Here is a 14,529-nt window from a genome sequence, read left to right as displayed (position 1 = left end):
ACCCGCGTAAAGAGGCGCCCCTCTTCCCGGCCTCCCCGCCCGGCCCTGCGTCGGGGCCGCGTGTGTGGCGGGGATGGAAGGAGGATAGACGTGATTGCCGGGGCGTGGATAAGTCGTCATTCTGGCCACATGCCCAAGAGCAAAAGTAGAGGAGAAGGCCCATGAGTTTCCGTGCCCTGCTGACAGAGAAAGCTGAAGATGGGACCGTCTCGTCAGCGGTACAGACGCTCGAGGACGCGCGCCTGCCCGAGGGCGATGTCACGGTGGATATCGAATGGGCCGGGCTGAACTACAAGGATGGGCTGTGCCTGATGGGGCAGGGTGGCCTGGTGCGTACCTATCCTCATGTCGCCGGCATCGACTTTGCCGGCACCGTGCGCGAAAGCGACGACTTCCGGTATCGCGTCGGTGACCAGGTGGTGCTGACTGGCTGGCGGGTCGGGGAAGCCCATTGGGGCGGCTATGCCGAACGGGCGCGGGTCAAAGCCGATTGGCTGGTACCGCTACCGGCCAATCTGACAACGCGCGATGCCATGATCATGGGAACGGCTGGATTGACCGCGATGCTGGCCATCAACCGGCTTGAATGGGCAGGCCTGACACCATCGAATGGCGAGGTGCTGGTCACGGGTGCCGCTGGCGGGGTGGGTTCGATCGCCGTGGCTCTGCTGCGACGCCTGGGCTATTCGGTGGCGGCTTTGTCCGGGCGCCCGCAGCATGCCGATATGCTGCGCGATCTCGGCGCGGCCAATATCATCTACCGCAATGAATTCATGGCGCAGCCCGACAAGCCGCTGGAAACGGCGCGCTTCGCCGCGGCCATCGACTGCGTTGGTGGCGACGTGCTGGGCAAGCTCTTGCGGCAGATCGCCTATGGCGGCGCGGTGGCGAGCCTGGGCAATGCGGCCGGAATCAAGCTCGACACCAATGTGCTGCCATTCCTGTTGCGCGGGGTGAACCTATTGGGCATCGACAGCGTCATGCAGCCTTTCGATGCGCGCACCGATGCCTGGACGCGGCTGGCCGGGCTGTTCGACTTCGCGGCCTATGCCGGCAATGTCGAGGAATTGGCACTCGCAGCGCTGCCGGATAAGGCCACGCAAATCCTCAAAGGCGAGGTGAAGGGCCGGGTCCTGGTTGACATCAGCGCTTGAAGGGCGATGCGCGTGACATGCTTGCTCAGGCCTATCCCAAAGGCCTAGCCTTCCTGACAGGACGATGACAGGGAGCAGGCATAAGCTGTTCCCACGGACGTAACGACGTTCGCTATTGTTCTAGGGAGGAACTATGAACAAGCTGCTTCTCGCGGCGCTGGTAACCGGCGCCCTTTCCGCACCTGCATTTGCTGCCGATTACACCATCATGGCGCCGGCTGGCCCAGGTGGCGGCTGGGATCAGACCGCACGCACCATGCAGGAGGCCATGCAGGCCGAAGGCATTTCGGACAACGTGCAGGTCACCAACGTGCCCGGCGCCGGCGGCACCATTGGCCTGGCCCAGTTCGCCAACCAGGAAAATGGCAATCCCAATGCCCTGATCGTGGGCGGTTATGTGATGGTCGGTGCTATCCTGACCAACATGTCGCCGGTGACCCTCGAAGACGTCACCCCCATCGCGCGCCTCACCGGTGAAGCGGTGGCTCTGGTGGTGCCCGCCGCATCCGACATTCAGTCGGTTGACGATCTGGTCGCCAAGCTCAAGGAAGATCCGGGCGCCGTGGCCTGGGCTGGTGGTTCGGCCGGTGGTGTCGATCACATCACCGCAGGCCTGATCGCCAAGGCCGTCGACGTGGACCCCACCCAGGTCAACTACATCGCCTATTCGGGCGGTGGTGAAGCCCTTGCCGCCATTCTGGGCGGTCAGGTCACCGTAGGCCTCTCCGGCGTCAGCGAATTCGCTTCGCAGATTGAAGCCGGTGAACTGCGTCTGCTGGCCGTTTCGACCGACACCCGCGTGCCCGGCTTCGATGCTCCGACCCTGATGGAAGAGGGCGTCGATGTGGCTGTGCAGAACTGGCGCATGGTTGCCGCCGCCCCCGGCCTCAGCGATGAGCAGAAGGCCGCTATTACGGCAGACGTGAAGGCCATGGCCGAGTCCGAGACCTGGCAGGCTGCGCTTGAAACCCGCGGCTGGGTCGACACCTATCTTGACGGCGAGGCCTTCGCCGCCCAGCTTGAAGCTGACAAGACGGCCACCGAGGCTATCCTGAAAGATATCGGCCTGGTGCAATGACAACAGGCTCTCCCAGCCGCGAGCGTCGCCCCGATGGGGCGGCGCTTGTTATCGCCGCCGTTCTCGCCGGGCTTGCGGTGGTGATCTTCTGGCAGACCAGTCAGATGCGCCTGCCACCCCTGCAGCAGCGGGTCGGACCCACAGTCTTTCCCTATGTGATCGCGACTGGCCTCGTGCTTCTGGCCATCGGTACCGTTGTTTCGGCCATGCGCGGCAGCTTTCCTGAACGCAGCAAGGACAACTATGCGCCGATCTTCTGGATTGTAGGCGGTCTAATCGGGCAGATTCTGCTGCTCTCGACGGCCGGGTTCTCCATCGGCACGGGCGTGCTGTTTGCCTGTACGGCCCGAGCATTTGGGCGCGGGCCGCTTTGGCAGACCTTCGCGATCGGGACGGTATTCTCCTTTGCCGTCTGGTTCATCTTCGCCAAAGGCCTGCAATTGTCGCTGCCCGCCGGCGTGCTGGAACGCCTGCTGACGACGGGAACTCCCTTCTGATGGAAACTTTCGACCTTCTCGCCCAGGGGCTGCTCTCGGCCCTGCAGGTGCACAATCTGATTTATGCGCTGATCGGCGTGACCCTGGGCACCGCCGTGGGCGTGCTGCCCGGCATCGGCCCGGCGCTCACCGTGGCGCTCTTGCTGCCAGTGACCTACAAGCTGGACCCGGCCGGCTCGCTCATCATGTTCGCCGGAATCTACTATGGTGGCATGTACGGCGGATCGACCACCTCGATCCTGCTCAATACGCCTGGCGAAAGCGCCTCCATCGTCACCGCGCTCGAGGGCAACAAGATGGCCCGCCAGGGTAGGGGCGGTCCGGCACTGGCCACTGCCGCGATCGGCTCTTTCGTTGCCGGCCTGTTGGCGACCCTGGGACTGGCGTTTATTGCGCCCTTCGTGGTCAAATTTGCCCTGTCCTTTGGCCCCTGGGACTATTTCGCCCTGATGGTTCTCGCCTTCGTGACCGTTTCGGCGGCGTTCGGGGACTCGGCCCTGCGCGGGCTGACGGCGCTGTTCATCGGGCTGGGCCTGGGCCTGATCGGCATCGATTTGCAGACCGGCCAGACGCGCCTTGCCTTCAACGTCATGGACCTGCTCGACGGCATCGAGGTGACAACGCTCGCCGTGGCGCTGTTCGCCATTGGCGAGACGCTCAAGACGGCCTCGGACCGCGACCAGGCCAATACCGAAGTGACGGCAGTCAAGGGTTCGGTCTGGATGACACTGGAGGACTGGAAACGCAGCTGGGCCTCCTGGTTGCGCGGCACCTTTATCGGCTTCCCCATTGGCGCCATGCCGGCGGGTGGGGCCGATGTGGCCAGTTTCCTCTCCTACAGCACCGAGAAGACATTCTCGAAAAAGCCCGAGGAATTCGGCAATGGCGCCATTGAAGGCGTGGCCGGACCGGAAGCCGCAAACAATGCCTCGGCGGCCGGTACATTGGTGCCGCTGTTGACGCTGGGCCTGCCAACCACGGCCACCGCCGCCATCATGCTCGCCGGCTTCCAGCAATTCGGCCTGCAGCCCGGCCCCTTGCTGTTCGCCAACAATGCCCCGCTGGTCTGGGCGCTGATTGCGAGCCTCCTGGTGGCCAACTTCATGCTGCTGGTGCTCAACCTGCCGCTGATCGGGCTTTGGGTGAAACTGCTGACCATTCCCAAGCACTGGCTCTATGCGGGCATTCTGACCTTCGCCACGCTGGGAACGCTCGGAGCCAATGGTGCCATGTCCATGGGCTTTGGTCCGGTGCGGATTTCGTTTGAACTGGTGCTGCTGCTTGTCTTCGGCATTCTGGGCTATCTGCTGCGCCGCTTCGGCTATCCAATCGCGCCTGCCGTTGTGGGCCTGATCCTGGGGCCAATGGCCGAACAGCAATTGCGCCGGGCGCTGGCCATCAGCCAGGGCGACATCGGCGTGCTGATTTCCTCGCCGATCTCGATCACGCTGTATGTCGCTGCCATTATCGCCGTGGGCGTGCCGCTGATCATGCGACTGCGTGGGCAGGGCGGGGTGCTGGGACAACTGGCGACTGACGAAGACTGACCCTGCCTGCAAAACGCAGGCAAGAAAAAGCCCGGCTGCCAGGGAGGGATCTGGCAGCCGGGCCTGTCATATCGGCGGGTGTGGCGCTGGAGCCTCGGGAGGGAGGGGCCTGGGCCCCGCGCCTGACCAAGCTACGACGCTAGTGAAGCGGAGCTTAGACCTTGCCGATGTTGCGGAACGCGACCGGGTCGATGCCCAGATTGTCCAGGTGCTTGGCCTTGGGCACCCGTCCTGCTTCGACCGCCGCCGACACAGCAGCAGCGCTGCCGAATACGGTGGCAAAAGTGTCGAGGGTCGCAAAGAACTTGTTCTTGCGCGGGGTGCTCATTTTCAATCCTTCCTGTTCAACCCGGAACGGCCCGGGTCGTTTCCATGACCTGTAGATGGACCCTGCCCCGCCCCTCCGGTAGGGGGCGATTGGTCACCCCAGCCATGCGCTGAGCGAAAATCTTCTCCTGCGGTCACCTGCCCATGCCGTCAGGTCATGGCTTGGGCGAGACGATTTCCTGCCAGGTGTCGAGGAAGCGCTGCCGCCGCAGCGTATCGAGCGCCACCAACAAGCCCGGACCCAGCGGGATTGGCTGGATGACCCCGCGGCCGCGGGCGGCAATGGCTTCGCTGGTCCACTCGCCCGCGCTCTGAGGCACGACCGCTCCGAGCGAGGTCGGCCCGGCCGCTACGGCCTGCCCGGCAGGCGACAGCGCGAAATCGACGAAACTCTTGGCCAGCTCTGCATTGGGCGCATTGCGCGGGATCATCATGGAGCGCGTCAGGACCAGCACATAGTCGTCGGGCACCACGATTTCGATGGGCGCGCCTTCCGCCTTTCGGGCAAAGGCGTAGGAACCCAGGACGTTGTAGCCGAGCGCCAGCGTGCCGTCGGCCACGCCGTTGAGAATGGCGGGGCTGGAACCCGAGAAGCGCGCATTGACCCGCCCGAAGGCGCTGGCGAGGCGCCAGAAGGTCGAGGAGATGGTCTGGTCCTGCGCCGCCAGCAGGTAGCCCACCCCGGACAGGGCGATGTCGTAGGTTGCAATCTTGCCGCGGAAGCGGTCTGTCTGGGTCTCGAGCAGTTCGGCCAGCGTCAGATGGGTGCGCGGTACCTCGTCATCGGCGATCAGGTCCCGATTGTAGATGATCACGGCGGGCTCGAAGGTGAAACCGAAGACCTCGTTGCGCCAATGCGCCCAGTCCGGAAGGCTGGCCAGGTAAGGACTGTCATAGGCCAGCGCGTAACCATCATTGGCGAGCTTCAATTGCAGGTCCGATGCGGAACTGATCAGCAGGTCCGGCGGCGTTTCCAGACTGCCGGACAAAAAGCCTTCGTAAAGCGGCAAGGAGTCGGTTTCTTCGTAGACGATGGTGACATTGCTGCGCTGGGCCTGAAATGCCTCGATGAAGTGGGCGAAGAGCGGCGTGTCGGTGACCCCCAGGATGTGCAGGGCGGTCGCCGTTGAGCCGTCGCGCGCCGGATAGGTGGTGGTCATTGCTTCGGCCGGGGAGGGCGGCAGCAGCAGCGCCCCCACAAGAACGAACCCGGCCCACAGGCTCAGCGACGACCCCACACCGGCCGAACGGCGCGACAAGGGCAGGGTGATTGCAACGGTCAAGCCGCCTCCGTCCCGGTCCAACAGGGCCAGGTGCCCCTGGTGCGCCTGGGTCACGCGGGCCACTATCGACAGGCCAAGACCCGATCCCACCGTGCCGGCGCTGGACTGGCCGCGCTTGAAACGCTCCAGAACGCCCGACTTTTCGGCATCGGCGATGCCGGGACCGCGATCGCTCACCTCGATCAGCAGGCGACCGTCCCGGATATGGCCGGCGATATCGACATGTTCATCCGAGTAGACCAGCGCGTTGTCCACCACATTGCGCATCATTTCGCGCAAGGCCACGCGGTCGCCGCGCAAGGGCGCTTCTGACGCTCCGGCATCGAGATGGATGCGCAGCCTTTGTGCCTGGTCGGGGTCAAGGCGCTGGCGGACCTCGCCGATGACAGACGCAAGGGTGGTGGTTTCGATATCGCTGTTCTCCATGCGGTGGGAGATGGTGGCCTCCATCAGAAGCTGGCTGACCAACTGGCTGGCCTGCACCGCGCCAGTATGGATGCGTGCGACCCGCCTGCGCAGGGCTTCGGGGTCTTGTTCATCCATGGCGACTTCCGCCTGGGCACGCAGCGAGGCGAGGGGAGTGCGCACTTCATGGGCAGCCTCGGCCACCAGTCCGCTCACCCGCTCCATCGCCTTTTGCAGGCGAGCCATGAAGCCATTGAGCGCTGAGGCGAGATGCTCGACTTCGTTCGGGACCGGCACGGAAATCGGCGACAGATCGTCTGGCGGGCGGATGCGCAGTTCATGTTCGAGCTCGGTCAGCGGCGCGAACATGCGCGAAATGCCGAACCACACCAGGCCAATGGCCAGAAGGGTCAGCGCCAGCACCGGCAGCACGGCATTGGAGAGGATTTCATTGGCGAGCGTGGCGCGCTGGTTTTGCGTTTCGGCGACATGGATGGTCACCCAGCCGGTATCGCTGGGCGTCGAGATCAGCCGCCCCACACTGGCCACTCTGACCAACTCGCCGCGGTAGCGCATATCGGTGAAAACGGGTTCGGACGAAACCGTTTCGCCCAATTGCGCAGCAAGGTCCTCATAGCCGGTAACCGTCAGCGCGTCCGGGTCTTCGACGGCGTAGAACACCCGGTCCTGCCCAGAGAACATGGCAAAGGCAGCAAAGGGTATCTCCACGACCACGGCTTCGTTCTCGACCTGCACCGCCCCCGCAATGGTCAGCGCTGAGGCGGCCAGCAGGCGGTCGAATGCGCGGTCGGAGGCGCGATCGGCATAATCGCGAATAAAGACAATCAGCACCAGCGACGCGGCCAGCAACAGGGCAACGGCCAGCGCGAAGATGCGCCGGCGGATGGAGAAGCGCTTGTGCCCAGCGTCCATCACCCCTGCGGCCCGCTCACCCGCACGACATAGCCGACGCCACGCACCGTGCCGATCTCGATATTGGCGGCCTCAAGCTTTTTGCGCAGGCGAGAAATGTGCAATTCCAAGGCGTTGACCGAGACGTTTTCATCAAAGTTGAAAAGCTGGTTCATAAGCCTTTCCTTGACCACGACCTTACCGGCATGAGCCACAAGGATTTCGAGCAGGCGGAACTCCCGGCGGCCCAGTTCCAGCGGCTTGCCGGCAATGGACGCGTTGAGCCCGGCGACATCCAGTTCGAGATTGCCCACCGTAACGGTGCTGGATGCCTGCCCGCCGGTGCGGCGCAGCAGCGCCCGCAGACGGGCTTCCAGTTCTCTGAGGTCGAAAGGCTTGACCAGATAGTCGTCGGCCCCCAGATCGAGCAGGCTGACCTTGTCGTCGATTTCCGAGCGCGCGGTGATCACCAGGATCGGCGCCGTGAACTTGTGCCGCCGCAATTCGGCAATGAGGCTGATTCCGTCGCGATTGGGCAGCATGAGATCGAGCGCGACGGCGTCGAACGGCTCCGCCTCGGCGGCCGGGAGTACGTCGTTCCCGTCGCGCACCCATTCCACCGAATGCCCGGCCGAGCGCAGGCGCTTTTCAATGGCCTCGCCAAGATCCTCATTATCCTCCACCAGCAAAATGCGCATCAGTCCTCCTGGCTTGGGACACTAATGCATGGAGGATGCTGGTGGAATTGGAATTGCGGCCTATGTCTCAGGAACGCAGGGCCAGTCCGCGCATCAGGGTAGACAGCCGTGTGCCCGTGGCGCCAAAGGCCGACCATAGTCCAGGAGACGGGAAATTTGGCGGGTCGGCGTAGTCAGCCAGGATGGCTTCGGCCAGCGCCTTGCCTTCGCGCACGATGCGGCGCTCGATCAGGTCCTGTCCGGCGTTGGGGACGCGCATGTCCGGCCTCCTATGGTTGACGAAACCTTAACAGGGGCGGCTGAGGCTGTCGCGTGCCGAGCGTCGGAATGGTTTACGCCGGGGCACAAGATGTGGTGTCCATGTGGATAGCGGTGGATATCCCTGGCGCTGTCGCATTGGCGTCAAAAATTCCGCGCTTGACAGTTTTGGCGTAGGGGAGAATCGGGCTTCCCCCTATGGTGAACGCCCGGTTAAGCAGGGCTGGAGCGACCGGAACAGCGAGATTTTCCGTGGCTTTAGCGGCGGAATCTAGCGCAGTTCAGAGGCCGGTTGAGGCGCGTGAAGCGCCAATCAAATCGGCACTCCAACGGCACTGTTTTGCTTGATATTTGTCCCCACAATCCACATATTACCCATACCATCCCTTGTTGGTAGCGAGGGGTTGGGCACTAGGTGTTGTGATTTTCTGGCGTTGACGACGAAGATGAATCGCGTGAACCTGATCCTCGGTCCGGCGCTCCTGAAAGAGCTTCGGACAAGCCCTCGGAACAAGCATCGGCGATACGACTGATGCAGGGCCGGGGCACGGGGCAAGTTCTTGGGTCCGCCCTCCCGCGGGCCCGGGGTTGGTAACAGCGTCAACGACAGACCGGACGAAGCCGGATTACGGCAGGCGGGCGTGTGCGCGCTCGTGACTTGGGAATGACTGAAGCGATGGTTCGCGTGTTTGACTTTGAAGCGATGCCGGAGCGGCCCAGCAAGGGTCCAGGTCGTATCCATGCCAGAAGGCCTGCCTTGCACCCAAACGTCCACCCGCGGATGGCAGGAGCCATTCGCATACGATCAGTCCTGTGAGGATTACGATGAGCATCACCGTCTATAGCAAGCCTGCCTGCGTCCAGTGCACCGCCACCACCCGCGCGCTCGACCGCAAGGGCCTCGACTACACCGTTGTCGACATCTCCGCCGACGCCGACGCCTATGCGCGCGTTGAAGAGATGGGCTATCGCCAAGTTCCCGTGGTCGTGGCCGGTGACATGCACTGGGCCGGTTTTCGTCCCGACATGATCGGCAACCTCGCCTGATTTTTTGGAGCAGGGCCCTGACCATGAGCGGCCTCGTCTATTATTCCAGCACGTCGGAAAACACCCATCGCTTCATCGAGAGGCTGGGCGTAGACGGGGTGCGCCTGCCGGTGGACGCTGCAAGCGAGCCGCCGGTGATGGACGAGCCTTTCGTGCTGGTGCTGCCCACCTATGGCGGTGGGGATGGCAAGGGCGCGGTGCCCAAGCCGGTCATCCGCTTCCTCAATGTCGCGCATAATCGCGAACTCATCCGCGGCGTCATCGCCGCGGGCAACACCAATTTCGGCACCGGTTATTGCATTGCAGGCGACATCGTCAGCCAGAAATGCGCCGTGCCGCTCCTCTACCGTTTCGAACTGCTCGGAACCGATGAGGATGTCGCCAATGTCAGACAAGGACTGGAACGGTTTTGGACACGCTCACACTAGACCGCACCGAAGAACGGCCGGCCGGTAAGCCTTCGCAAGACAAGCACGAGGCTGCACTGGATTATCATGCGCTCAATGCCATGCTCAATCTCTACGATGAGCAGGGCAAGATCCAGTTCGACAAGGACAAGCAGGCGGCCCACCAGTATTTCCTGCAGCATGTGAACCAGAACACGGTGTTCTTTCACAATCTGCGCGAAAAGCTGACCTATCTCGTCGAGGAAGGCTATTACGAGCAGGACGTGCTCGATCACTATAGCTTCAACTTCGTGCGCGATCTTTATGATTACGCCTATGACAAGAAGTTCCGCTTCCCCACCTTCCTGGGCGCGTTCAAATATTACACCAGCTACACGCTCAAGACCTTTGACGGTAAGCGCTATCTCGAGCGCTATGAAGACCGCGTCTGCATGGTCGCGCTGGCCCTGGCGCGCGGCGACGAAGTGCTGGCAAAGAACCTTGTCGACGAGATCATTTCCGGCCGCTTCCAGCCCGCGACCCCGACCTTCCTCAATGCCGGCAAGAAGCAGCGCGGCGAGCTCGTCTCGTGCTTCCTGCTGCGCGTCGAAGACAATATGGAATCCATTGGCCGCGCCATCAATTCGGCGCTGCAGCTGTCCAAGCGCGGCGGCGGCGTGGCGCTGAGCCTGACCAATATCCGTGAGATGGGCGCCCCCATCAAGCAGATCGAGAACCAGTCCTCAGGCGTGCTGCCGGTGATGAAGCTCTTGGAAGACAGCTTCTCCTATGCCAACCAGCTTGGCGCGCGTCAGGGGGCAGGGGCAGTGTACCTCCATGCCCACCACCCCGACATCATGCGTTTCCTCGACACCAAGCGCGAAAATGCCGACGAAAAGATTCGCATCAAGACGCTTTCGCTGGGCGTCGTGATCCCCGACATCACCTTCGAACTGGCCCGCGACAACGAGGATATGTACCTGTTCTCGCCCTATGACGTGGAGCGCGTCTATGGCGTGCCGATGACCGAGATTTCGGTCACCGAGAAATACCGCGAGATGGTCGAGGACAAGCGGATCAAGAAAAAGAAGATCAAGGCGCGCGAATTCTTCCAGATCATCGCCGAGATCCAGTTCGAGAGCGGCTATCCCTACATCATGTTCGAGGACACGGTGAACCGGGCCAACCCGATCGATGGGCGCATCACCATGTCCAACCTCTGCTCGGAAATCCTGCAGGTCAGCGACGCCTCGATCTACAACGAGGATCTGAGCTACGAGCACATGGGCAAGGATATTTCCTGTAATCTCGGCTCGCTCAATATCGCCAAGGCGATGGACTCCGAAGATTTCGGCCAGACCATCGAGACCTCGATCCGCGCGCTGACCGCCGTGTCGGACATGAGCAATATCAGCTCGGTGCCTTCCATCGCCAAGGGCAATGCCGATAGCCACGCCATTGGCCTTGGGCAGATGAACCTGCACGGTTTCCTGGCCCGCGAACGCATCTTCTACGGCTCGGAAGAAGGCGTCGACTTCACCAATATGTATTTCTACGCGGTGACCTATCACGCCATCCGCGCGTCGAACCTGATCGCCACCGAGCGCGGCGAAACCTTCAAGGGCTTCGGCAAGTCGAAATATGCCGATGGCAGCTATTTCGACAAATACACTGACAAGGAGTGGACCCCGGCGACACCCAAAGTGGCCGAGCTGTTCGAGAAGGCCGGCATTCACCTGCCGACCCAGGAAGACTGGAAGGACTTGAAGGCCAAGGTCATGATGACCGGGCTGTACAACCAGAACCTGCAGGCCGTGCCGCCGACCGGCTCGATCTCCTATATCAACCACTCGACCTCCTCGATCCACCCGATCGTCTCCAAGATCGAGATCCGCAAGGAAGGCAAGATCGGCCGCGTTTATTATCCGGCGGCCTATTTGGATAATGACAACCTGGAATATTACCAGGATGCCTATGAAATCGGGCCGGAAAAGATCATCGACACCTATGCGGCGGCCACCCAGCACGTCGACCAGGGCCTGTCGCTGACCCTGTTCTTCCGCGATACCGCGACCACCCGCGATATCAACAAGGCGCAAATCTACGCCTGGAAGAAGGGCATCAAGACCATATACTACATCCGTCTCCGCCAGCTTGCCCTTGAAGGAACTGAGGTTCAGGGCTGTGTCTCCTGCGCGCTCTGATAAGAAGGCATCCAAACCCATGAATATGCACGCAAGGCCCATCAGCCGCGTCCGCGCCATCAACTGGAACCGCATCCAGGACGACAAGGATCTGGAGGTCTGGAACCGCCTGACCTCCAATTTCTGGCTGCCCGAAAAGGTGCCGCTCAGCAACGACATCCCGTCCTGGGGGACGCTGAAGCCGGAAGAGCAGCAGCTCACCATCCGCGTCTTCACCGGGCTGACCCTGCTCGACACCATCCAGAACGGCGTCGGCGCGGTGCGGCTGATGGCAGATGCGCAGACCCCGCATGAAGAAGCGGTGCTCTCCAACATCTCCTTCATGGAAGCGGTGCATGCCCGCTCCTATTCCTCGATCTTCTCGACCCTGTGCCTGACGCCCGATGTCGACGACGCCTATCGCTGGTCGGAAGAAAACGAATTCCTGCAGCGCAAGGCCCAGCTCATTCTGGCCCAGTACGAAAGCGGGGACTCGCTCAAGAAAAAGGTGGCCTCCACCTTCCTTGAAAGCTTCCTGTTCTATTCCGGCTTCTACCTGCCCATGTACTGGTCGAGCCGCGCCAAGCTGACCAATACCGCTGACCTCATCCGCCTCATCATCAAGGACGAGGCCGTGCACGGCTACTACATCGGCTACAAGTTCCAGCGTGAGATGGAGCGTCTCTCCGACGCTCGGAAGCAGGAGATCAAGGACTTCGCCTTCGACTTCCTGTTCGAGCTCTACGAGAACGAAGCGCGCTACACCGAGGACCTTTACGACAGCGTCGGCCTGTCCGAAGACGTCAAGAAATTCCTCCACTACAACGCCAACAAGGCGCTGATGAACTTGGGCTACGAACCGCTGTTCCCGCCCGAGGCCTGCAAGGTCAACGCGGCCATCCTCTCGGCCCTTTCGCCGAACGCCGATGAGAACCACGACTTCTTTTCCGGCTCGGGCTCAAGCTACGTCATCGGCAAGGCGATCTCGACCGAGGACGAAGACTGGGATTTTTGATCTCGAGACGGTTGAAATGAAAAGGGCGCCGAGAGGCGCCCTTCTTGTTTGCCTGGGGATGGCGGGCGTCTGGTCAGCGAGGATGCAACCGGAAACTTTGCGCTGGCGCTGGAACTTTGCCGCATCTGGGCGGTATTTCATTGATGGACGCAGCGGCTTACACAAGGCGCTATAACTTCCCAAGGGAGCCGGATGATGCAGCTCGACGATACGACCCTTTTGCGCCAGAGCGCCCTTATCGGAGACAATTGGATCGACGCCGATCCGGCAACCGGCATCGCCGTCACCAATCCCGCGACGGGTGAGTTGATCGGCTATGTCCCCAAGCTGGGCGCTGATGAAACGCGCGCGGCAATCGCGGCTGCCGAGGTTGCACAGAAGGGCTGGGCTGCCCGCACCGCGAAGGAGCGCTCGGGCATTCTGCGGCGCTGGTTCGAGCTGATGATGGAAAATCAGACCGATCTGGGGCGCATCCTCACGCTCGAACAGGGCAAGCCCCTCAAGGAAGCCATTGGCGAGATTGCCTATGGCGCCAGCTTCATCGAATGGTTCGCAGAGGAGGCCCGCCGGGTCTATGGCGATCTCATTCCGGGCCACCGGAGCGATGCGCGGATCATGGTGATGAAGCAGCCCATCGGGGTGGTCGCAGCCATCACGCCCTGGAATTTTCCAAATGCCATGATCACCCGCAAGGCGGGCCCTGCGCTGGCGGCCGGCTGCGCCATGGTGCTCAAGCCCGCGTCGCAGACCCCGTTCTCGGCCATTGCGCTGGCTGTACTGGCCGAGCGGGCCGGCCTGCCAAAGGGCCTATTCAGTGTGGTGACGGGTTCCGCCCGCGCAATCGGCGGCGAAATGACCGCCAGCCCGATCGTGCGCAAACTGACCTTTACCGGTTCCACCGAGGTTGGCGCCGAGCTCTACAAGCAGAGTGCGCCGACCATCAAGAAGCTCGGGCTGGAACTGGGCGGCAATGCGCCCTTCATCGTCTTCGACGATGCAGATCTGGACGCCGCCGTCGATGGTGCGCTGATCGCCAAGTTCCGCAACAATGGCCAGACCTGCGTCTGCGCCAACCGCATCTATGTGCAGGACGGCATTTATGACGTATTTGCCAAGAAGCTGGCCAATGCCGTCGGCAGCTTGAAGACCGGCAATGGCTTTGATGAAGGGGTCATGCTCGGGCCGCTGATCGACCAGGCCGCGCTTGACAAGGTCGAGGAGCATGTCACCGACGCCGTGGGCAAAGGCGCAAAGGTGCTCAGGGGCGGCCGGCAGCATGAGCTGGGCGGAACCTTCTACGAAGCCACCGTGCTGGCTGACGTAACGCCGGATATGGCCATTGCCCGCGAGGAAACCTTCGGTCCGCTGGCGCCGCTCTTCCGTTTCAGGGACGAGGCCGACGTCATCGCGCAGGCCAATGACACCGAATTCGGCCTTGCGTCCTATTTCTACGCCCGCGATCTGTCCCGCGTTTGGCGCGTTGCCGAGGCTCTTGAATACGGCATGGTCGGGGTCAATACGGGCCTCGTCTCGACCGCCGAGGCGCCCTTCGGCGGGGTGAAGATGTCCGGTTTGGGCCGCGAAGGCTCGCGCTACGGCATCGAAGAATTTGTCGAAATCAAATATGTCTGTCTCGGCGGTATCGCCTGAAGTCTGGGCAAGACTGAAACGAATTGCGCATCAGCGGGAAATGGTCACCGGCCACGGCGACGCGCGGGCGCGGATCGCTCCAGTGGCCG

At 62.2% G+C, this 14,529-nt stretch carries 13 protein-coding genes; 9 read left to right on the top strand and 4 right to left on the bottom strand.

Translation table 11 applies throughout. The annotated features are described in order from the left end of the window. The first annotated feature begins 161 nt into the window (after window positions 1-161). The 4 genes from ACE4RL_RS14850 (at window position 162) to ACE4RL_RS14835 (ending at window position 4,276) form a co-directional block, all read left to right on the top strand. Window positions 162-1,154, top strand: a complete 993-nt coding sequence (locus ACE4RL_RS14850) for an acryloyl-CoA reductase (RefSeq protein ID WP_375597881.1) — start codon at window positions 162-164, stop codon at window positions 1,152-1,154. Window positions 1,155-1,287: 133 nt separating this feature from the next. After that, window positions 1,288-2,232: a Bug family tripartite tricarboxylate transporter substrate binding protein gene (locus ACE4RL_RS14845; protein WP_375597880.1), complete on the top strand. Its 945-nt coding sequence runs from the start codon at window positions 1,288-1,290 to the stop codon at window positions 2,230-2,232. After that, entirely contained in the window at window positions 2,229-2,729 is a 501-nt protein-coding gene (locus ACE4RL_RS14840; protein WP_375597879.1) for a tripartite tricarboxylate transporter TctB family protein, read from the top strand. Before ACE4RL_RS14845 ends, ACE4RL_RS14840 begins: the two co-directional genes overlap by 4 nt. After that, entirely contained in the window at window positions 2,729-4,276 is a 1,548-nt protein-coding gene (locus tag ACE4RL_RS14835; RefSeq protein ID WP_375597878.1) for a tripartite tricarboxylate transporter permease, read from the top strand. The genes ACE4RL_RS14840 and ACE4RL_RS14835 overlap by 1 nt, the downstream gene beginning before the upstream one ends. 154 nt (window positions 4,277-4,430) lie before the next feature. Here ACE4RL_RS14835 and ACE4RL_RS14830 read toward each other — a convergent pair whose 3' ends face one another. The 4 genes from ACE4RL_RS14830 to ACE4RL_RS14815 form a co-directional block, all read right to left on the bottom strand. Further along, window positions 4,431-4,604: a hypothetical protein gene (locus tag ACE4RL_RS14830; RefSeq protein WP_165836894.1), complete on the bottom strand. Its 174-nt coding sequence runs from the start codon at window positions 4,602-4,604 to the stop codon at window positions 4,431-4,433. Between the two features lie 154 nt (window positions 4,605-4,758). After that, window positions 4,759-7,224 (bottom strand): extracellular solute-binding protein, encoded by a 2,466-nt coding sequence (locus ACE4RL_RS14825; protein ID WP_375597877.1) that lies wholly within the window; start codon window positions 7,222-7,224, stop codon window positions 4,759-4,761. Then, a complete protein-coding gene (locus tag ACE4RL_RS14820; RefSeq protein ID WP_375597876.1) occupies window positions 7,224-7,901 on the bottom strand; it encodes a response regulator transcription factor in 678 nt (225 codons plus the stop codon). The genes ACE4RL_RS14825 and ACE4RL_RS14820 overlap by 1 nt, the downstream gene beginning before the upstream one ends. Before the next feature lie 67 nt (window positions 7,902-7,968). Then, entirely contained in the window at window positions 7,969-8,160 is a 192-nt protein-coding gene (locus ACE4RL_RS14815) for a hypothetical protein (protein ID WP_375597875.1), read from the bottom strand. Between the two features lie 824 nt (window positions 8,161-8,984). Here ACE4RL_RS14815 and nrdH point away from each other — a divergent pair. The 5 genes from nrdH (at window position 8,985) to gabD (ending at window position 14,440) form a co-directional block, all read left to right on the top strand. Then, window positions 8,985-9,206: a glutaredoxin-like protein NrdH gene (nrdH, locus tag ACE4RL_RS14810; RefSeq protein ID WP_338723081.1), complete on the top strand. Its 222-nt coding sequence runs from the start codon at window positions 8,985-8,987 to the stop codon at window positions 9,204-9,206. A gap of 23 nt (window positions 9,207-9,229) precedes the next feature. Beyond that, the gene (nrdI, locus tag ACE4RL_RS14805) at window positions 9,230-9,634 is read left to right on the top strand and encodes a class Ib ribonucleoside-diphosphate reductase assembly flavoprotein NrdI (RefSeq protein WP_375597874.1); all 405 of its coding nucleotides are present in this window, start codon (window positions 9,230-9,232) and stop codon (window positions 9,632-9,634) included. Further along, the gene (gene nrdE, locus ACE4RL_RS14800) at window positions 9,616-11,796 is read left to right on the top strand and encodes a class 1b ribonucleoside-diphosphate reductase subunit alpha (protein ID WP_375597873.1); all 2,181 of its coding nucleotides are present in this window, start codon (window positions 9,616-9,618) and stop codon (window positions 11,794-11,796) included. The genes nrdI and nrdE overlap by 19 nt, the downstream gene beginning before the upstream one ends. Window positions 11,797-11,815: 19 nt before the next feature. Next, the gene (gene nrdF / locus ACE4RL_RS14795) at window positions 11,816-12,790 is read left to right on the top strand and encodes a class 1b ribonucleoside-diphosphate reductase subunit beta (protein WP_375597872.1); all 975 of its coding nucleotides are present in this window, start codon (window positions 11,816-11,818) and stop codon (window positions 12,788-12,790) included. Between the two features lie 195 nt (window positions 12,791-12,985). Further along, entirely contained in the window at window positions 12,986-14,440 is a 1,455-nt protein-coding gene (gene gabD / locus ACE4RL_RS14790; RefSeq protein WP_375600292.1) for an NADP-dependent succinate-semialdehyde dehydrogenase, read from the top strand. Window positions 14,441-14,529: the final 89 nt, after the last annotated feature.

This window comes from Devosia polycyclovorans (assembly GCF_042181575.1).
In the GTDB taxonomy this organism is placed as follows: domain Bacteria; phylum Pseudomonadota; class Alphaproteobacteria; order Rhizobiales; family Devosiaceae; genus Devosia; species Devosia polycyclovorans.
The sequence above is the reverse complement of the archived record's forward strand: the minus strand, read 5'-3'. Positions and strand labels throughout refer to the sequence as shown.